Raw genomic sequence first — 18,640 nt, 5'->3', positions numbered from 1 at the left:
GGACGTGGTGGCCCGGACCCTCGGCGAGTTCCGGTCGGCGGCCGGGCCGGACCTGGCCTGCCATCAGGGGCCGGAACTCGTCTTCGCCGATCCCGTCTCCGTGTCTTCGTGGCCCGCCCGGCCGCCTTCCACGACCCCGTGTTCCGGGATCCGACGCCGGGCGAACTCGCGAGCCCGGACCGCCGCCTCGGCGAACACCCCCGGTCGTGGCCGCGTTCGACGCGGCCGCGGGCTGACCCGAGCCCACCCCCTGCCTCGTGGCCGCGGAACGGCTCGAGATCATCCGGGAGCACGTCCTCAGGTACGCGCGCGTGGACGCGCCCCCGGGCAGCGGTCCGTCCCCTGGGTACGCCGTCCGCGCCGCTGAGGGGACACGCCCCCTGGGCAGCGGTTCGCCCCCTGGGTGCGCCGGCCGTACCGCTGAGGGGACGCGCCCCGCGCCCGCTTCCGGCCCCCGGAAGCGATCGCGAGAGGCACCTCGCAGTCAGTGGGTCCCCGTAGGATGGACCCCATGGCCAAGACCAGTACGACGACCCAGGGGCTGCGCGCGGCGATCGAGCGCAGCGGCTACTACCCGGCCCTCGTGGCCGAGGCGGTGGAGGCCGCCGTCGGCGGCGATCCGATCCGGTCGTACCTGGTTCACCAGGAGACCACGTTCGACCAGAACGAGGTACGCCGGCATGTCACGGTGCTGGTGCTCACCGGTAACCGCTTCATCGTCAGCCACACCGACGAGCAGGCCGCCGACACCACCTCCCCGACGCCGTACGCCACGACGTCCACGGAGTCGGTGAAGCTCGGCCGCATCTCGTCGGTCGTCGTCAGCCGCGTGGTCGCCAACCCGGAGTCGTACACGCCGGGCACCCTGCCGCGCGAGGTGGTGCTGACCATCGGCTGGGGCGCCGTCTCCCGCATCGACCTGGAGCCGGCCGCCTGCGGCGACCCCAACTGCGACGCCGACCACGGCTACACCGGAAATTCGACGGCGGACGACCTCAGCCTGCGCGTCAGCGAGGCCGGAGACGGCCCGGAGACGGTGCGCCAGGCGCTCGCCTTCGCGCAGGCGCTCTCCGAGGCGACAGCGGACGTCCCCCGCTGATGACGCAGCAGGCCTGGGACTTCCCCGAACCGCTCGCCGTCGCCTCCGCGCCCGTCCCCGCGTACGGCTCCGGCTCCCTCGCCGACCTGCTGCCCACGCTGGCCGCGGGCATGGGCGTACCGGGCACGACCGCGGCCATCCCGGAGCTGACCCCGGCCGACCGCAACTGCGTCTTCCTGATCGACGGCCTCGGCTGGGAACAGATCAAGGCCCACCCCGACGAGGCGCCCTACCTGCACACGCTCCTCGGCAGCTCGCGCGGGGGCACCGGGCGTCCGCTCACCGCCGGCTACCCGGCGACCACCGCGACCTCCCTCGCCTCCGTCGGCACCGGCCTCCCGCCGGGCGCGCACGGCCTGCCCGGCTACACCGTGCGCAACCCGGCCACCGGCGAGCTGATGAACCAGCTTCGCTGGCAGCCGTGGACCGCGCCGGGCGTCTGGCAGCCCTATCCCACGGTCTTCCAGCTCGCCCACAAGGCGGGCGTGCACGCCGCCCAGGTGTCGTCCCCCACGTTCCAGAACACCCCGCTGACCAAGGTCGCGCTCAGCGGCGGAACGTTCCACGGGCGGCTCACCGGCGAGGAGCGCATGGACTGCGCAGCCGAGCAGCTCGCCGCCGGCGACCGCTCCCTGGTCTACACCTACTACGCCGAACTGGACGGCGCCGGGCACCGCTACGGCGTCGCCTCCGACACCTGGCGCGGTCAGCTCATGTACGTCGACCGGCTGGTCCAGCGCCTGGCCGAGCAGCTCCCGCCGCGCAGCGCGCTCTACGTCACCGCCGACCACGGCATGATCGACGTGCCCTTCGACGAGGAGCACCGGATCGACTTCGACGCGGACTGGGAGCTGAGCGCCGGCGTCGCCCTGCTGGGCGGCGAAGGCCGCGCCCGCCATGTCTACGCCGTACCGGGTGCCGCGGGCGACGTCCTGACCTGCTGGCGCGAGGTGCTCGGCGAGCAGTTCTGGGTGGCCTCCCGGGAGGAGGCGATCGACGCGGGCTGGTTCGGTCCGCGGATCGACGAGCGGGTGCACGCCCGCCTCGGCGACGTGATCGCGGCCGCCCGGGACGACGTCCTGCTCATCGCCTCCGAGCGGGAGCCCAAGGAGTCGTCGATGGTCGGCAACCACGGCTCCATGACCCCTGCCGAGCAGCTGGTCCCCCTGCTCGAAGTACGCTCCTGAAGCCCCTGAACCGTCCTGCTCCGCCGCACTTCATCGAAAGGCGTTCAACTCCCCATGCCCGAGCTGGTGTTCTTCTCCGGAACCATGGACTGCGGGAAGTCGACGCTGGCTCTCCAGATAGAGCACAACCGCTCCGCGCGTGGCCTGCAGGGCATCATCTTCACCCGCGACGACCGTGCGGGCGAGGGCAAGCTGTCCTCCCGCCTAGGCCTGGTCACCGACGCGGTCGAGGTCGAGGACGGCCAGGACCTCTACGCCTATCTCGTCGACCACCTCTCGCAGGGCGGCCGCGCGGACTACGTGATCGCGGACGAGGCGCAGTTCCTCGCCGAGGAGCAGATCGACCAGCTCGCGCGTGTGGTCGACGACCTGGACGTCGACGTCTACGCCTTCGGTATCACCACCGACTTCCGTTCCAAGCTGTTCCCCGGTTCCCAGCGGCTCGTCGAACTCGCCGACCGCGTGGAGGTGCTGCAGGTCGAGGCCCTGTGCTGGTGCGGCGCCCGCGCCACGCACAACGCCCGCACGGTGGGTGGCGAGATGGTGCTGGAAGGTGAGCAGGTCGTCATCGGTGACGTGAACGGGGCGGACACGGAGGTCGGCTACGAGGTGCTGTGCCGGCGTCACCACCGTCGGCGTATGACGGGTGCCGCCGCGCATGCCGGCGCGCTCTCGCCGGACGTCCTGCCGGTCGTCCCCACCTGAGCCTCGAACCCGTCTGTCCCGATGTGGGTTTGACGCCAACCGCCGTCCGAGAACCGGCCTGTGCGTGGTCTGCGTGACGGTTGCGCAGTTTCGGCTCGTCGGGGCGCACGGTCCGGTCGCGTTCCGCGTCGTGGTGCAGGCAGGGCAAGGGCAGGCTTCGGGCGAGGTGGCAACCGGCCCGGCCGGCACGGGCGTCAGAGCGTTCCGGCCGGCAGGCCATGTGGTCGCGCCGTCCCGCCGTGCCACTGCGGCGAGCGGGGCCGACACCGCGCCCGTGCCGCGCGGTCCGGGCCGTCCGCTGCCGTGCACGGCAGCGGACGCACCGGAGGTTGTTTGCCGGAGATTTCCGGATGATGACCAAAGCGGGCCGTAGCGGGGAAGACTGGCGTCGTGTCAGAGATACGAACGGTTGTGGACCGCTCACTGGTGCGCTGTGAGGCGGCGTGGACACCGGCCGTCGAACGACAGGTGGCCGCCACCGGTGACGACCCGGAGAGCTGGCTGCCGGCGGCGGCAGGGCTGCTGCGCGCCTCCTGGAGCGAGGGCGGCAGGGACTGCGCGGTGGCCGCGGTTGCCGTCCTGGAGTACGCGCTCGACGTGGGGGAGAGGCAGGATCAGGTTTCTGGAGGACGCCGGACGGTGGGCCGACGCGGCGTTCGCCGGCATCACCGCCGACCATCTGGAGGCGGGCCTCGTCAGCTGCACCGCCGTCCACGCGGGCGCGGTTGGTCCGCGTCCACTACAGGGACGCCCCGGCGGCGTGGGCGGCCCATCACTACGTCGGCATCTGAGAACCACGGGGCCTGCGGCGTCGTCGTCAGAAGATCCTCGGATCTGAGGTGGAGTCGGATTTCCTGCTCAGCCCAGATGATCTTCCCGCCCGGCCGCATACCGGGTCCCAGCGATGGGCGATCCGTGCCGTGATCGGCAGCACCGCCCGGAGGCACCCGGCAGAACGCCATCTCGACGTCTACGCCTTCGGTACCACCACCGACTTCCGTTCCAAGCTGTTCCCCGGTTCCCGGCGGCTCGTCGAACTCGCCGACCGCGTGGAAGTGCTGCGGGTCGAGGCCCTGTGCTGGTGCGGCGCCCGCCGCCACGCACAACGCCCGCCGGTGGACTGCTTCATGGTCGTCGAGGGCGCGCAGGTCGTCGTCGGCGACGTGAACCAGGCGGACACGGCCGGCCACGAGGTCCTGTGCGGGCGCCACCACCGACGCCGGACGACCGCGACGTCGGCGCGCGGCCGCCCCGTCCCCGACGTGCTGTCGGTGCAGCAGATCTGAGCGACGCCCGCGTGCGGGAACGCGTGGGGGCGTTGACTACCGGGGTTCCTGGATCAGGGCGAAACGGGCGCCTTCCGGGTCGGCCACGACCGCCACGCGCCCGTGTGTGCTGTCCTGGGCCGGGGTGAGCACCCGTCCGCCGAGTGCGGCCACGCGGGCCATCGCCGCGTCCGTGTCGGCCACCTCGAAGTACGTCGTCCAGTGCGGCCCCTGGTCCCGGGGCAGAGCGGCGCCCACGCCGTGCAGGCCGGCGACCGGGTGACCGCCGACGTGCAGCGTCACGTAGTCGTGGTCGGGGGACTCCACAGCCTCCTCGGCGTAGCCGAAGACGGTCTCGTAGAACTTGCGGACGCCCGCCGTCTCATAGGTCGTCAGATCGTTCCAGACCGGGGTTCCGGGCACGCCGGAGACGGTGGCGCCCACATGGCCCGCCGCCTGCCAGACGCCGAACACCGCGCCGGAGGGGTCGGAGCCGATCGCCAGCCGCCCGGCGTCGGAGGCGTCCAGGGGGCCCACCCCGATCGTCCCGCCGCACAGCCGTACCGTTTCCGCGGTGCTGTCCACGTCGTCGGAGGCGAAGTAGGGCGTCCAGGCGACGGGCAGGTGGCGGTCCGGGGGGAGTTGCCCGATGCCGGCGACCTCCTCGCCGTCGAGCAGCGCACGCACGTACGGCCCGAGCTGCTCCGGGCCGGGCCGGAAGTCCCAGCCGAAGAGCCGACCGTAGAACTCCTGCGTGGCCGTCAACCCGTGCGCCATCAGGCTCACCCAGCAGGGTGTCCCGGGCGCGTACCGCGCGTGTGTCGCGCCGATCGTGCCGGCCGGCCCGCCTGCCTCGGTCATCGTCTCCCTCTCCTCGGCCACTCGGGGTGTCGTGTCGCTGCCGTCCTCGGAGGATCCCTGGTGGGGGGTTTCTCCCGGGTTTACGCGCGGTTGTCGCCGTATGTCGATCGCCTGTACGGCACGTGCTCGATCCCGCACGCCTCGTGATCGAGGCTGTCCGGCCGAGCAGAGTAGCCGGACACGGGCGGCGGGGCCACCCCGTGCGCGAGGATGGTGGCCATGAACGCCATCATCACCGCATCGGAACTGGCCGGCGACCTCGCGGGGGAGAACCCGCCCGTCGTCCTCGACGTCCGCTGGCAGCTCAGTACGGCGAAGGCGGCCGGCGAGCCGCCCTTCGACGGCCGCGCCGCGTACGCGTCCGGGCACGTGCCGGGCGCGGTCTACGTCGACCTGGACCGCGATCTCGCGGGCCCCGCGGGTGCGGCGGGCCGTCACCCGCTGCCCGACCTGGGGGAGTTCGGCGCCGCGATGCGCAGGGCGGGCGTCTTCGCCGGCCGGCCGGTCGTGGTGTACGACGGCGGGCAGGGCTGGGCGGCGGCACGCGCGTGGTGGCTGCTGCGCTGGACGGGTCACCCGGACGTGCGTGTCCTGGACGGCGGGTTGCCGTCGTGGCAGGGGGAACTCTCGGTGGACGCCCCCACGCGCGCGGAGGGCGACTTCGCGCCGGTCCCGGGCGCCACGGGCCTTCTCGACGCCGACGGGGCCGCGGCCCTCGCCCGCTCCGGCGTGCTGTTCGACGCCCGTGCGGGGGAGCGGTACCGGGGTGAGGTCGAGCCGATCGACCGCGTCGGCGGGCACATCCCGGGCGCCGTCTCCGCGCCGACGAACGACAACGTGGGCCCGGACGGCCGGTTCCTGCCCCCGGAGGACCTGAGGGACCGCTTCAAGGGTCTGGGGGCGTCCGACGACGCCGAGGTCGGCGTCTACTGCGGCTCGGGCGTCTCCGGCGCGCACGAGGTGCTCGCCCTGGCCGTCGCCGGCATTCCCGCGGCCCTGTATGTCGGATCCTGGTCGCAGTGGTCCTCGGACCCGTCCCGGCCGGTCGCCGTGGGCCCGGACCCCCAGTGATCCCGTCGGTCGGGCAGCACAGGAGGGCCGCACCGAACGGGTGCGGCCCTCCTTGTGTGTAGACAGCGCCGTGCGCGCCGGTGTCGGCGCACCGGCCGACGCCCCGCAGGGCTGGTCCGAGGACCCGGTCACTCCTGCTTCTTGCGCCGGGTGCCGAACACGATCTCGTCCCAGCTCGGCACCGCGGCCCGACGGCCCGGACGGACGCCGTCCGCCTCGGCCTGACGGTCGGTGGCGCCGACGAGACGGTCGCGGTGGCTGCCGACGGAACGGGGCATGAGGACGTCCGCGTAGGCGGAGCCGGCCGAGGCGGCGGGCGCCGGCGGCTCCTCGACCTCGGGCTCCTGTTCGTCCGGTTCCTCCGTGACGGGATCTGCCGGGCGCTCGGGGACGACCATGTCGCCACGGAAGCTCGGCACCGCCTCCAACAGGCTGGTCAGCGAGTCGCGTTCACGCTCGCCGACCTCCTCGGACGGCTCGGACGGCGGGGCCGGCGGGCTGGGCCGTTCCCGGTCGAGGGCGCGGTCCAGCGGCCGGTCGCGCGGCAGCCGGGCGATGCGCGGGACGAACGGAAAGCTGGGCTCCGGAGCGGCCAGGTCGTCGGACTCGCCGATCAGCGAACGCGCTTCGTCGTCGACGGCCTGGACGAGCCGCCGGGGCGGGTCGTACGTCCAGCTCGCCGAATGCGGTTCCCCCGCTACCAGGTAGACGAGCAGGACCTCCCAGGTGCCGTCGTCACGGCGCCACGAGTCCCACTGGACGGTGTCCTTGTCGGCGCCGCGCAGCAGCAGCCGCTCCTGGACGGCCTCGCCCAGTTGGGGTCCGGCGTTCTCGCCGGGCCGACGGACCGGAGTCTTCCGGGCCCGCTCGGCCATGAAGGCGCGTTCGGCCAGCACGGGGCCTTCGAAGCGGCGCACACGGTCGACGGGGATGCCGGCCGTCTGGGCGACTTCTTCCGCGGTGGCACCGGCACGTATACGCGCCTGGATGTCGCGGGGGCGGAGATGGCTCTCCACCTCGATCTCGATCTGGCCGAGGCGGGGACGGTCGCCGCGTACGGCGGCGCGCAGACGCTCGTCGATCGGAAGCGTGTACTCCGTGCTGTCCGCAGCCTTCAGCACCAGCCGTGTGCCGTCATTCGAGACGGCCACGACACGCAGTTCGGGCATGGGGACCTCCCGGGTGGTGCCTGCCGACGTCACGTGCGTCGCTGCTTCCGCTAGTCGAGTGTGGCCTGCCCGGGTGCAGCCTGCCACAACCTTGCCGAGTTGCCCGGCGTGTCGGGCACGGGTCCCGCACCGCCGTTATGGCACGGTTACCTATTCTCCACGCTGAGTCACCGAAGCCGTCACCCTGTGCGACCGGCCTCCCTCGGGCGGTCCGGCGAGGCCCCGGACATCCTGGCGGGAGACCGCGTCCAGGGCTCGCAACAGTACTCCATTTGGGCCACGTGCGTGGATTGGCGCGCCATCCGACTTCTGGCGCGAGGTGGCACGCGGCCCTTCGTGGCGCGCGTTTCGCGATCTTGAAAGTGTCGTACCTCACGCAATCGCCCGAATCGCCGCTCCGGATTTGGGCTGTACATCCCCTTCTCGCGCGGATGGCCGATCTCGTGCGGAAAGGTCGGATGAGCTACCGGTGTGCGGGAAAGGCCGGAAACCGTCGGGGAGCCCGGGCCCGGCAGAACGCGAAGGCGGGGCCGGGCTCGTCGACGATGTCCGCTACGCGCCCAGGACCCGGCGCAGGTAGTCGTTCTGGAACCGCCGGTCGGGATCGAGCCGGTCCCGCAGGGCCGTGAACTCGCCGAAGCGCGGGTAGACGGAGGCGAAGTACTCGGCGTCCCGCGTGTGGATCTTCCCCCAGTGCGGCCGGCCCTCGTACGCCGTGAAGATGTGCTCGGCGGCGGTGAAGTACTTCGAGTAGGGCGTGCCCTTGACCATGTGGACGGCGATGTACGCGCTGTCCCGTCCCGAGGCGGTGGACAGGGTGATGTCGTCCGCCGGCGCGGTGCGCACCTCCACGGGGAAGCTGACCCGCAGACCGGAGCGGTCGACCATCGCCTTCAGCTCGCGCAGCGCCTCGGTCACCGCCTCACGGGGGAGCGCGTACTCCGTCTCCAGGAACCGCACCCGGCGCGGGGACGTGTAGACCTTGTAGGGGATGTCCGTGTAGGTGCGCGCGGACAGGGCCTTGCTGGAGATCTGAGCGATGGCCGGGATCGTGGCGGGCGCCGCGCGGCCGACCCACTGGGCGACCTGGAAGACACCGTTGGAGAGCAGTTCGTCCTCGACGAAGCCGGCGACCCGGCTCACCGGCTTGCGGGGCCCGGTGCTGCGGTTGTTGCGTTTGGTGTTGGTGCTGCCCGTGTGCGGGAACCAGTAGAACTCGAAGTGCTCGTTCTCGGCCCACAGCTCGTCGAAGTCGGCGAGGACCCGGTCGAAGGGCATCGGCTCCTCGCGCGCGGTGAGCAGGAAGATCGGCTCCACGGCGAAGGTGATCGCGGTGACGATGCCGAGGGCGCCCAGTCCGATCCGCGCCGCCGCGAAGACGTCGGGGTTCTCCTTCTCGGAACAGGTGAGCACCGAGCCGTCGGCCGTCACCAGTTCGAGGCCCTTGATCTGGGCGGCGATGGAGGCCGACTCGCGGCCCGTGCCGTGGGTGCCGGTGCTGGTGGCGCCCGACACCGTCTGCTCCATGATGTCGCCCATGTTGGTGAGCGACAGGCCCTCGCGCGCGAGGGCCATGTTGAGCCTCTTGAGCGGCGTGCCGGCTTCGACCGTGACGGTCCTGTTCTCCCGGTCGACGTCGCGGATGCCGGTCAGCAGTTGCGGGCGGATCAACACGCCGTCCGTCGCGGCGATCGAAGTGAAGGAGTGGCCGGAGCCGACCGCCTTCACCTTCAGCCCGTCCTCGGCGGCCCGGCGCACCGCAGCGGCCAGTTCGTCGACCGAGGCGGGTGTCTCCTCCCGCGCGGGACGTGCGACGACGTTGCCGCCCCAGTTACGCCAGACGGCGTTCTTCCCGCTCGCTGTGCTGCTCAACGGTGCCTCCACGACCCGGCGCCGGCCTGCTCAGCCGGCGGTACCCCAGGAAACCGACCGCGACCGCGACGGCCCCGGACACCGCCGGAACCCCGTACCCGGCCCGCGCCCCGGCTGCGTCGATGACCCAGCCGGCGATGGAGGAGCCGAGCGCGACGCCGACCGCGAGCCCGGTGCTGATCCAGGTCATGCCCTCGGTCAATCGCGCGCGTGGTACGTGCTCTTCGATGAGGGACATGGTGGTGATCATCGTGGGAGCGATGGCCAGGCCCGCTACGAACAGCGCCACGGCCAGAAACGGCAAGTTCCCGACCAGTAGGAGGGGGATCATACTCACGGCCATCATGAACACGCCCAGCAGCCAGCGCCGTTCCGCCGCGCCTTTCGGGCGCAGCAGTCCGAACACGAGTCCCGCCAGGCAGGAACCGGCCGCGTAGAGCGCGAGGACGACGCTGGCGGCCGGCTTGTGGCCCTGCTCGTCGGCGAACGCGACGGTGACCACGTCGACCGCTCCGAAGATCGTGCCGGTCGCCACGAAGGTGGCCACCAGGACCTGCAGCCCCGGCGAGCGCAGCGCCGAGCCCGTGCCGTGCCGCTCGTCGCGCGGGGGCGGCGTCGGCTCGGTGGCCCGCTGCGCGGTCAGCCAGAAGACCCCGACGGCCAGGAAGCAGGCCGCGAGCAGCGGTCCGGCCTCCGGGAACCAGGCCGTGGACAGACCGATGGAGATGATCGGCCCGAAGATGAAGCACACCTCGTCGACCACGGACTCGAAGGAGTACGCGGTGTGCAGCTGGGGAGTGCCCCGGTACAGGGAGGCCCAGCGGGCCCGGATCATCGCGCCGAGACTGGGCACCGTGCCGACGCCGGCGGCGCACACGAACAGCACCCAGTCCGGCCACTCGAAGTGCGCGGCCGCCAACAGCCCGGCCGCGGCGCCGAGGGCGACCAGGGTCGCGGGCCGCAGCACCCGGCGCTGACCGTGGCGGTCCACCAGGCGCGAGATCCGCGGTCCGAAGACCGCGGCCGCCAGCGCGATGGTGGCCGACAGCGCGCCCGCGAGCCCGTAGCGCCCCGTGAGCTGCGAGACCATCGTGACCACGCCGATGCCCATCATCGACAGCGGCATCCGGCCCACGAATCCCGCGGCGGAGAAGCTCTTGGAGCCGGGGGCGGCGAACAGGTCGCGGTACGGGCTGGGCACGTGGGTCTCCGGGGGTCCGGTCACGCGTGTGCGCGAGGCCGGCACGGCGTGAGGGAGGCGGTTCGGCAGGGACTCGGCGGGCATGCGGGTCCCGGCGTAACCGGTAAGGCGTGAAGCAGCTCATACGACTGACGAACTTAGGGAACCCTAACGCATCCGGGCGGACGGCCGTGCTCGCGTCCGGCACCCCGCCCTGCCGCGGCCGTCTCAGGCGGGTGGCAGGATCGACCCATGCGAGACGCGCGCGATGCCACCCCTTACGACGCCCTGCTCCTGCTCTCCTTCGGCGGCCCGGAAGGGCCGGACGACGTGGTTCCGTTCCTGGAGAACGTGACGCGCGGGCGCGGCATCCCCAAGGAACGCCTCAAGGAAGTCGGGCAGCACTACTTCCTGTTCGGCGGGGTCAGCCCCATCAACGACCAGAACCGCGCCCTCCTGGACGCCCTGCGCAAGGACTTCGCCGGTCACGGCCTGGATCTGCCGGTCTACTGGGGCAACCGCAACTGGGCCCCGTACCTCACGGACACCCTGCGCGAGATGGTCGCCGACGGCCGCCGTCACATTCTCGTCCTCGCCACCAGCGCCTACGCCTCGTACTCCGGCTGCCGCCAGTACCGCGAGAACCTCGCCGAAGCGCTGGCCACGCTGGAGTCGGAGGGCCTCGAACTGCCCCGGGTCGACAAGCTGCGCCACTACTTCAACCACCCAGGGTTCGTGGAACCCATGGTCGAGGGCGTGCTGCGGTCGCTGGCCGACCTTCCCGAGGACGTCCGCGACGGCGCGCACCTCGCCTTCTCGACCCACTCCATCCCCATCACCGCCGCCGACGCCTCCGGCCCCGTCGAGGAGCACGGCGACGGCGGCGCGTACGTGAAGCAGCACCTGGACACCGCGCGGGTCGTCGCCGACGCCGTCCGCGAGCGGACCGGCGTGGACCACCCCTGGCAGCTCGTCTACCAGTCCCGCTCCGGCGCCCCGCACATCCCCTGGCTGGAGCCGGACATCTGCGACCACCTCGAGGAACGGCACGCGGCCGGCGTACCGGCCGTCGTGATGGCCCCCATCGGCTTCGTCTCCGACCACATGGAGGTCCTCTACGACCTCGACACGGAGGCCGCGGCCAAGGCGCGTGAGCTCGGCCTGCCGGTGCGCCGCTCGGCCACCGTGGGCGCCGACCCGCGCTTCGCCGCCGCGATCCGCGAGCTCGTCCTGGAACGCGCCGCCGCGCAGAACGGCCTGGAGGTCACCCCCTGCGCCCTGGGCGCGCTGGGCGCGAGCCACGACCTGTGTCCGGTCGGCTGCTGCCCCGCCCGCGCCCCCAAGCCCGCCGCCGCGGGCGCCGACAGCCCCTACGCGTGAGGAACGGCGTGACCGACCCCCTGCACACCGAACTGCTGCGACTGGCCGAGGAGGCCGCCCGCCGCGCCGGCGAGCTGCTGCGCGACGGACGTCCGGCCGACCTCGCGGTCGCCGCCACCAAGTCGAGCCCGATCGACGTCGTCACCGAGATGGACCTCGCGGCCGAGAAACTGATCACCTCTCTGATCGCCGAGCGCCGCCCCGACGACGGCCTCCTCGGCGAGGAGGGCGCCTCCAGCGCGGGCAGCAGCGGCGTCCGCTGGGTGATCGACCCCCTCGACGGCACCGTGAACTACCTCTACGGCCTTCCCACCTGGTCCGTCTCCATCGCGGCGGAGCAGGACGGCGAGACCGTCGTCGGGGTCGTCGCGATCCCCCTGCGCGGCGAGACGTACCGCGCGGTGCGCGGCGGCGGGGCCTGGGTGACCGGTGCCGGGGGGCACGAGCGGGCGCTGTCCTGCCGGCCGGCGGCGCCGCTGGACCAGGCGCTGGTCTCCACCGGCTTCAACTACGTCACCGAGGTCCGCACCCATCAGGCCGACGTCGCGCAGCGGCTCATCCCGCTGCTGCGGGACATCCGCCGCGGCGGATCGGCGGCCGTGGACCTGTGCGACGTGGCCGCCGGCCGCCTCGACGGCTACTACGAACGCGGCCTGCACCCCTGGGACCTGGCGGCGGGCGACCTGATCGCCAGGGAGGCGGGCGCGCTGACCGGCGGACGGCCCGGTGAGCGCCCCGGCCGCGATCTGGCGATCGCGGCCACCCCGGGCGTCTTCGAGCCCCTGCAGCGCCTGCTGGAGGACTTGGGCGCCTGGCACGACTGAGCTGCCGCACGCGCACGACGCAGGGGCCCCGGCGCTGGATTCGCCGGGGCCCCTGCGTCGTGCTGCGAACTGCTCAGACGCTTGTCGCGCCGACCTCCACACCGTGGTCGGCGGCGAGGCGGCGCAGGTCGTCGAGCTCGCCCTGCTCCACCTCGGCGAGGAACTCGTCGCCCTCGTCGCGAGCCCGCGTCAGGTCGGACTCGGTCGCCCTTATGCGCTGCAGAAGTCCTGCGGTGAATGCGTCCATGCTGCGCCCCCTCGTCCTGGGTCGTGGGTCGTTGGCACGGGGGTGTGCCGGTTGGGAAGGGGCGATCACGTCTTTCACAGGTGCCCGGCGCAGCCCCGCCGGGCGGCGACGGTGCCGGACACCCACGTCCACTCTGCGGAAGCGGAACGCGCAGTGCCGCATGGTGCTACGGCACATGCAGAGCGTGATCGCGGGGTGTAAAGCCGTCCTCCCCCCGCGCTCTTCCACGGAAACCTCAACCCGGCGAGAAAATCTCGCATTCCCGGGCCTCGCACCCGCTCTTCATCTGGCGCCCACCGCCTTACCGCCGACTTATGGCCGAAAAGGGCAGGATGGAAGCCCACACCCGCCAAGACACCCGTCCGCGTGCGCTCGAACGGCGCTACGCGGGTGGACACAGGAAGGACAAGCGACGTGCGCGTACTCGTCGTCGAGGACGAGCAGCTGCTCGCCGATGCGGTGGCCACCGGACTGCGCCGGGAGGCCATGGCCGTCGACGTCGTGTACGACGGTGCGGCCGCCCTGGAGCGCATCGGCGTCAACGACTACGACGTGGTCGTCCTCGACCGGGACCTCCCCCTCGTGCACGGCGACGACGTCTGCCGCAGGATCGTCGAACTCGGCATGCCCACGCGGGTGCTGATGCTCACGGCCTCCGGCGACGTCAGCGACCGTGTCGAGGGACTGGAGATCGGCGCCGACGACTACCTTCCCAAGCCCTTCGCCTTCAGTGAGCTGATCGCGCGCGTGCGCGCCCTCGGCCGGCGCACCAGCGTGCCGCTGCCGCCCGTCCTGGAGCGGGCCGGGATCAAGCTGGACCCCAACCGCCGCGAGGTCTTCCGCGACGGCAAGGAGGTCCAGCTCGCGCCCAAGGAGTTCGCCGTGCTCGAAGTGCTGATGCGCAGCGAGGGGGCGGTGGTGTCCGCGGAGCAGCTGCTCGAGAAGGCCTGGGACGAGAACACCGACCCGTTCACCAACGTCGTGCGCGTGACCGTCATGACGCTGCGCCGCAAGCTGGGCGAACCTCCGGTGATCGTCACCGTCCCCGGCTCCGGCTACCGGATCTGATCCGCCATGGCCACGACCCCCACGTCCGTGCAGGCGCCCCCCAAGCCCACCTGGGACCCCAGGAGCCCGCAGACCCCCTTCCCGTGGCTGCGGCCCACCATCCGCATACGTCTCACACTGCTGTACGGCGGCATGTTCCTGATCGCCGGCATCGTGCTGCTGTCGATCATCTACCTGCTGGCCGCGCAGGCCCTCCACGAGGGCGGCGGCGGTCAGTCCCTCCAGGTGCGCGGGGTCAGTCTGGACGTGACCAGCGCGTCCTGTCCCGCGGTGAACAGCGCGCCCGACGCCGAGATCAACGCGGTGCTCAAACAGTGCGACGCCATCCAGCGGCAGCGCGCTCTGGACGACCTCCTCAGCCGCTCCCTGCTGGCTCTCCTCGGCCTCGCCGTCATCGCCTTCGCCTTCGGCTACGCGATGGCCGGACGCGTCCTGTCCCCGCTGGGCCGGATCACGCGCACCGCGCGCGCGGTGGCGGGCTCCGACCTGTCCCGGCGGATCGAGCTGGACGGACCGGACGACGAGCTGAAGGAGCTGGCCGACACCTTCGACGACATGCTGGAGCGACTGCAGCGGGCGTTCACCGCCCAGCAGCGCTTCGTGGGCAATGCCTCGCACGAGCTGCGCACGCCGCTCGCGATCAACCGCACCCTGCTGGAGGTGCACCTCTCCGACCCCGGGGCGCCGCCGGAGCTGCAGCAGCTGGGCAAGACGCTGCTGGCCACCAACGAACGCAGCGAACAACTGGTCGAGGGGCTGCTGCTGCTCGCCCGCAGCGACAACCAGATCGTCGAGCGCAAGCCGGTCGACCTGGCCGAGGTGGCCGAGCAGGCCGTCGACCAGGTGCACGGGGAGGCGGCGGCCAAGGGCGTGCTGATCCGCGGGGAGCAGAAACCCGCGGTCGTCCAGGGCAACGGCGTACTGCTGGAGAGGATCGCCCTGAACCTCGTCCAGAACGCGGTGCGGTACAACGTTCCCGAGGGCGGCTGGGTCGAGGTGACCACCGAGATCCAGCACGGCCAGGCGGTGCTCGTCGTGTCGAACACCGGACCGGTCGTGCCGGCGTACGAGATCGACAATCTGTTCGAGCCATTTCGCCGGTTGCGTACCGAGCGGACGGGTAGCGACAAGGGGGTCGGGCTCGGTCTGTCCATCGTGCGGTCCGTGGCCCGGGCGCACGGCGGCCACATCGCGGCTCAGCCTCGCGAGGGGGGAGGTCTTGTGATGCGGGTCACATTGCCCGTCTGAGATCGTGTCGCGACACACGCGGGCTTGTTCGCTTTGCGCGGAATTTCCCGGGGCCTTGTCGGGCTTGCCTGTGTGTGATCGATCACAGGGGCGATTTTCCGTCCATCCACTCTCCGTGATCATGAATGCCGTATAACGCCCGGAAAATCCGGGTTTTCGGGGGTGCTGATCACGGGAAGTACACGGTGAGACGCCTTTGAAGTGCGGCATTCGGACCGTGTACGGTCCCGATCGCCATTCCAGCCGATCACTCGTGAGGAGTTCGGTTGGGTGTCGATTGAGTAACAGACCTTGATGTGAGGCAAAATCTCCGCCTCGAGGCGGGCACAAGTCCGGCCTCTCACGCGTTACGTGCGCTGGAGACACCGCAGACACCCAGAGGGGGAGAGGCGACATGGCCACCGATTACGACACCCCACGCAAGACAGATGACGACGTCGATTCAGACAGCCTTGAGGAGCTGAAGGCACGGCGGAACGACAAGTCCGCCTCGGCGGTCGACGTCGACGAGTTCGAGGCGGCGGAGGGCCTTGAGCTGCCCGGCGCGGACCTCTCGAACGAGGAGCTGGCCGTCCGGGTGCTGCCCAAGCAGCAGGACGAGTTCACCTGCATGAGCTGCTTCCTGGTGCACCACCGCAGCCAGCTGGCCCGCGAGAAGAACGGCCAGCCGATCTGCCGCGACTGCGACTGAGGGCGGGTCGGCCGTGACTGGCTCGACCCCTCCTCGGAAGCGCCGCTTCCCCTTGCGGGGATCGGACAAGGGGCCCACGGAGGGCCCCCACGGCGTGCGTGACGACGAGCGAGGCTCATCCACAACGGGAGCGATCCCGGCAGGATCGGCCTCGCTCGAACGTGCGAGTGAACGGGCTGACCTCCCGGCGCCGACGCGGAACACCGCCCCCGTCGCCAAGCGACGGGCGGCGGTCATCCGGGGCAAGGCCACCGGTCTGGCCCGGGAAGGCCTCCGCAAGAGCGGTGGCCGCGCCAGGGCGGGCCTGGCGCATCTGGCCGACCGGATCATCGACATCGCCCCACGGGTCCCCGTGCGGGACCTTCAGACGCTCCGCGCACAGTTCCCCGGCCTCGGGCCCGAGCAGCTCGCGGACAAGCTCGTGGCGGGCGCGGCGAACGCCACGTCCACCGTCGGGGCGGGCATCGGCGCCGCGGCGATGCTGCCGGTGCCGCCGGCGATGCCGACCGAACTGGCGGCGGAGATCACCGGGGTCGCCGCGATCGAGCTGAAGCTGATCGCCGAACTCCACGAGGTCTACGGCCTGCGGCCGCCGGGCGGTCTCAAGGACCGCAGCGCCGCCTGTCTGCGCTCGTGGTCGGGTGAGCGCGGGATCGACGTCAGGAAACCGTCCTCGGTCAACGCGGCCCTCGGCGGTCAGATGAAGCGCGAGCTGCGTCAGCAGATCATGAAGCGCATGGTCCGCAACCTGCCGAACCTGATGCCCTTCATGGTGGGCGCCGCCGTCGGCGCGCTCATGAACCGGCGGGACACCAGAAGGCTGGCCGGGAAGATCCGGGCAGACCTGCGCAAGGCGCAGGTGCCGTGGGACGCGCTGCCGGAACTGCCGGCGCTCGAGGAGCCCGCGGAGCCGCTGGCCATGGGCGAGATCACCCATGACCCGCTGAATCCCGAGAACCCGGGCGAACCCGGACGCTGAGCCCTGCCGAAGCCTTGCTGAAGCCCTGTTGAAGGCCTGCCGAGGCCCGCGGGGGCTCCGCCCGGCCTCCTGAGCGGGCTACGCCTGCGCCGCGGCCCCGCGTGCCGCCTCGATGGCCTGCGCCAGCCGCTCAGGCTCCCGCGTCGACAGGTACAGGTACGGCGTCGGGTCCTGCGGGTCGGTTACCTCCACCTTCAGCGCGGTGGGGATGTAGGAGCGCAGCAGCAGGAAGGCCCGGGTGTCGGCCTTGTACGTGCGCCAGGCGCGCGCCTCCTCCGCGTCCAGGACCTCCGCGTCGCCCAGGGCCGTGACCGGGATCTTCGCCTCGCCCGCGATCAGCGAGTCGCCCACCACGCGGATGCGCGGGGACCCGTAGGAGCTGGCCACGACGGCCGCGGCCGCGGTGCCGCCCACCAGACCGCCGAGCAGCGGCAGAGTGCCGAAGGGCAGCAGGATCAGTGCCATGGAGACGCCCACGAGGAACGAGACCAACCACCACGAGCGGGGGGCGGTGAGGCGTTCTTCGTACGGGGCGGCGGAGAGCTGCATGGAACCAAGCTTGGCACGGTCCCCGGTGCCGGCCGGGGGCAGGGTGGCGGCGCGACAGCGCTGCCGGGCACGGTGGCGGCGGGCGTCGGACGGGCGGGTAAGGTCTGCGGCTGTGAGTGGTACTTCCGCAGCTCTCGAGCCTCCGGCCGGGGCCCAGAAACCCGTCCGGCACCCCGACGCCCCCGCGCCCGGCGAACTGCTCGGCGCCCACTACGAACACTGTTTCGGATGCGGCGGCGGGCAGGCCCACGGTCTGCATCTGCAGGCGAGGGCCGGCGAGGGCGTGACCGTCACGGCCGAGTTCACCGTGCAGCCGGCCCACCAGGGCGCGCCGGGACTGGCGCACGGGGGGGTTCTGGCGTCCGCCCTGGACGAGACGCTCGGCTCGCTGAACTGGCTGCTGCGGACGATCGCCGTGACCGGACGGCTGGAGACCGACTTCGTCCGGCCCGTGCCCGTCGGCACCACGCTGCACCTGGAGGCCGAGGTGACCGCGGTGGCCAGGCGCAAGATCTACTCGACCGCGACCGGGCGGATCGGCGGCCCCGACGGGCCCGTCGCGGTCCGCGCCGACGCCCTCTTCATCGAGGTCGCCGTCGAGCACTTCGTGGACCACGGCCGCGCGGAGGAGATCCAGGCGGCCATGAGCGACCCGGACCAGGTGCGGCGTGCCCGCGCCTTCGAGGTGAACCCGTGAGCCGTGGTCCCCTGGACGTCCTGATCCGGCGCGTCGACCCGGACGTACCGCTTCCGGCGTACGAGCACCCCGGCGACGCGGGAGCCGATCTGCGCACCACGGAGAGCCGCGAACTGGCTCCGGGGGAGCGGGCCGTGCTGCCCACGGGGGTCTCCGTGGCCCTGCCGGAGGGGTACGCGGCCTTCGTGCACCCCCGGTCGGGGCTCGCCGCCCGGTGCGGCGTCGCCCTCGTGAATGCCCCGGGGACGGTTGATGCCGGGTACCGTGGGGAGATCAAGGTGATCGTGGTGAATCTCGACCCGCGCGAGTCGGTGCGGTTCGAGCGCTTCGACCGGATTGCCCAACTGGTCGTCCAGCAGGTCGAGAGGGTCCGCTTCCAGGAGGTCGCGGAGCTTCCCGGGTCGGCGCGGGCCGCAGGGGGCTTCGGGTCCACCGGCGGGCATGCCGCCGTGGGCGGCGCAAGCGGTACAAGCGGTCAGGCCGCCGACGGCGGCGCGACGGGTGGGAATCGATACGCTTCGGTCGTATCCGACCGGGAAGGACAGTGA

At 72.0% G+C, this 18,640-nt stretch carries 18 protein-coding genes and 1 pseudogene; 13 read left to right on the top strand and 6 right to left on the bottom strand.

What is annotated here, in order from left to right:
- The first annotated feature begins 502 nt into the window (after positions 1-502).
- The 4 genes and pseudogenes from C6376_RS00195 to C6376_RS00180 all read left to right on the top strand — a co-directional run.
- Entirely contained in the window at positions 503-1,099 is a 597-nt protein-coding gene (locus tag C6376_RS00195; RefSeq protein WP_107441529.1) for a DUF5998 family protein, read from the top strand.
- Positions 1,099-2,286: an alkaline phosphatase family protein gene (locus C6376_RS00190; protein ID WP_107441528.1), complete on the top strand. Its 1,188-nt coding sequence runs from the start codon at positions 1,099-1,101 to the stop codon at positions 2,284-2,286. The genes C6376_RS00195 and C6376_RS00190 overlap by 1 nt, the downstream gene beginning before the upstream one ends.
- Before the next feature lie 54 nt (positions 2,287-2,340).
- Positions 2,341-2,991, top strand: coding sequence for a thymidine kinase (locus tag C6376_RS00185; RefSeq protein ID WP_107441527.1), 651 nt, complete (start codon positions 2,341-2,343; stop codon positions 2,989-2,991).
- 962 nt (positions 2,992-3,953) lie between these two features.
- A pseudogene (locus C6376_RS00180) lies at positions 3,954-4,277 on the top strand (thymidine kinase); the annotation flags it as partial.
- Positions 4,278-4,313: 36 nt separating this feature from the next.
- Here C6376_RS00180 and C6376_RS00175 read toward each other — a convergent pair.
- On the bottom strand, positions 4,314-5,117 hold the full coding sequence (locus C6376_RS00175) for a VOC family protein (RefSeq protein WP_107448696.1): 804 nt from the start codon (positions 5,115-5,117) through the stop codon (positions 4,314-4,316).
- Positions 5,118-5,336: 219 nt separating this feature from the next.
- On the opposite strand from C6376_RS00175, the gene C6376_RS00170 reads away from it, so the two are divergent.
- Positions 5,337-6,188: a sulfurtransferase gene (locus tag C6376_RS00170; RefSeq protein WP_107441526.1), complete on the top strand. Its 852-nt coding sequence runs from the start codon at positions 5,337-5,339 to the stop codon at positions 6,186-6,188.
- 128 nt (positions 6,189-6,316) lie between these two features.
- On the opposite strand, the gene sepH is transcribed toward C6376_RS00170, so the two are convergent.
- From sepH to C6376_RS00155, 3 genes are all read right to left on the bottom strand, one after another.
- Positions 6,317-7,357 (bottom strand): septation protein SepH, encoded by a 1,041-nt coding sequence (gene sepH, locus C6376_RS00165; protein WP_107441525.1) that lies wholly within the window; start codon positions 7,355-7,357, stop codon positions 6,317-6,319.
- A 552-nt stretch (positions 7,358-7,909) separates the two neighbouring features.
- Positions 7,910-9,229, bottom strand: coding sequence for a D-arabinono-1,4-lactone oxidase (locus C6376_RS00160; RefSeq protein ID WP_107441524.1), 1,320 nt, complete (start codon positions 9,227-9,229; stop codon positions 7,910-7,912).
- Complete coding sequence (locus tag C6376_RS00155) at positions 9,189-10,430, bottom strand: MFS transporter (protein ID WP_107448695.1); 1,242 nt, start codon at positions 10,428-10,430, stop codon at positions 9,189-9,191. The genes C6376_RS00160 and C6376_RS00155 overlap by 41 nt, the downstream gene beginning before the upstream one ends.
- Before the next feature lie 231 nt (positions 10,431-10,661).
- Here C6376_RS00155 and C6376_RS00150 point away from each other — a divergent pair, with 231 nt between their 5' ends.
- On the top strand, positions 10,662-11,789 hold the full coding sequence (locus C6376_RS00150) for a ferrochelatase (RefSeq protein WP_107441523.1): 1,128 nt from the start codon (positions 10,662-10,664) through the stop codon (positions 11,787-11,789).
- A gap of 8 nt (positions 11,790-11,797) precedes the next feature.
- Positions 11,798-12,613 (top strand): inositol monophosphatase family protein, encoded by an 816-nt coding sequence (locus tag C6376_RS00145; RefSeq protein WP_107441522.1) that lies wholly within the window; start codon positions 11,798-11,800, stop codon positions 12,611-12,613.
- A 73-nt stretch (positions 12,614-12,686) separates the two neighbouring features.
- Here C6376_RS00145 and C6376_RS44335 read toward each other — a convergent pair whose 3' ends face one another.
- Positions 12,687-12,860: a hypothetical protein gene (locus C6376_RS44335; protein WP_173985551.1), complete on the bottom strand. Its 174-nt coding sequence runs from the start codon at positions 12,858-12,860 to the stop codon at positions 12,687-12,689.
- A gap of 414 nt (positions 12,861-13,274) precedes the next feature.
- Here C6376_RS44335 and C6376_RS00140 point away from each other — a divergent pair, with 414 nt between their 5' ends.
- The 4 genes from C6376_RS00140 to C6376_RS00125 all read left to right on the top strand — a co-directional run bounded on the left by C6376_RS00140 (position 13,275) and on the right by C6376_RS00125 (position 16,846).
- Positions 13,275-13,928 carry a response regulator transcription factor gene (locus C6376_RS00140; protein WP_007387794.1) on the top strand — a complete coding sequence of 218 codons (654 nt, stop codon included), beginning with the start codon at positions 13,275-13,277 and terminating at the stop codon, positions 13,926-13,928.
- Positions 13,929-13,934: 6 nt separating this feature from the next.
- Positions 13,935-15,176: a HAMP domain-containing sensor histidine kinase gene (locus tag C6376_RS00135; RefSeq protein WP_107441521.1), complete on the top strand. Its 1,242-nt coding sequence runs from the start codon at positions 13,935-13,937 to the stop codon at positions 15,174-15,176.
- Positions 15,177-15,570: 394 nt separating this feature from the next.
- On the top strand, positions 15,571-15,867 hold the full coding sequence (locus C6376_RS00130; RefSeq protein WP_003993510.1) for a DUF4193 domain-containing protein: 297 nt from the start codon (positions 15,571-15,573) through the stop codon (positions 15,865-15,867).
- A gap of 13 nt (positions 15,868-15,880) precedes the next feature.
- Positions 15,881-16,846, top strand: a complete 966-nt coding sequence (locus C6376_RS00125) for a hypothetical protein (RefSeq protein ID WP_107441520.1) — start codon at positions 15,881-15,883, stop codon at positions 16,844-16,846.
- Positions 16,847-16,924: 78 nt separating this feature from the next.
- Here C6376_RS00125 and C6376_RS00120 read toward each other — a convergent pair whose 3' ends face one another.
- Positions 16,925-17,395, bottom strand: a complete 471-nt coding sequence (locus C6376_RS00120; RefSeq protein WP_107441519.1) for a DUF3093 domain-containing protein — start codon at positions 17,393-17,395, stop codon at positions 16,925-16,927.
- Between the two features lie 112 nt (positions 17,396-17,507).
- Here C6376_RS00120 and C6376_RS00115 point away from each other — a divergent pair, with 112 nt between their 5' ends.
- Both C6376_RS00115 and dut read left to right on the top strand, forming a co-directional pair.
- The gene (locus tag C6376_RS00115) at positions 17,508-18,092 is read left to right on the top strand and encodes a PaaI family thioesterase (protein WP_107441518.1); all 585 of its coding nucleotides are present in this window, start codon (positions 17,508-17,510) and stop codon (positions 18,090-18,092) included.
- A complete protein-coding gene (gene dut, locus C6376_RS00110) occupies positions 18,089-18,640 on the top strand; it encodes a dUTP diphosphatase (protein ID WP_057575476.1) in 552 nt (183 codons plus the stop codon). Before C6376_RS00115 ends, dut begins: the two co-directional genes overlap by 4 nt.

This window comes from Streptomyces sp. P3, from assembly GCF_003032475.1.
Classification (GTDB): domain Bacteria; phylum Actinomycetota; class Actinomycetes; order Streptomycetales; family Streptomycetaceae; genus Streptomyces.
Note: the sequence above shows the minus strand (reverse complement) of the source record. Positions and strands in the feature narration are given on the sequence as shown.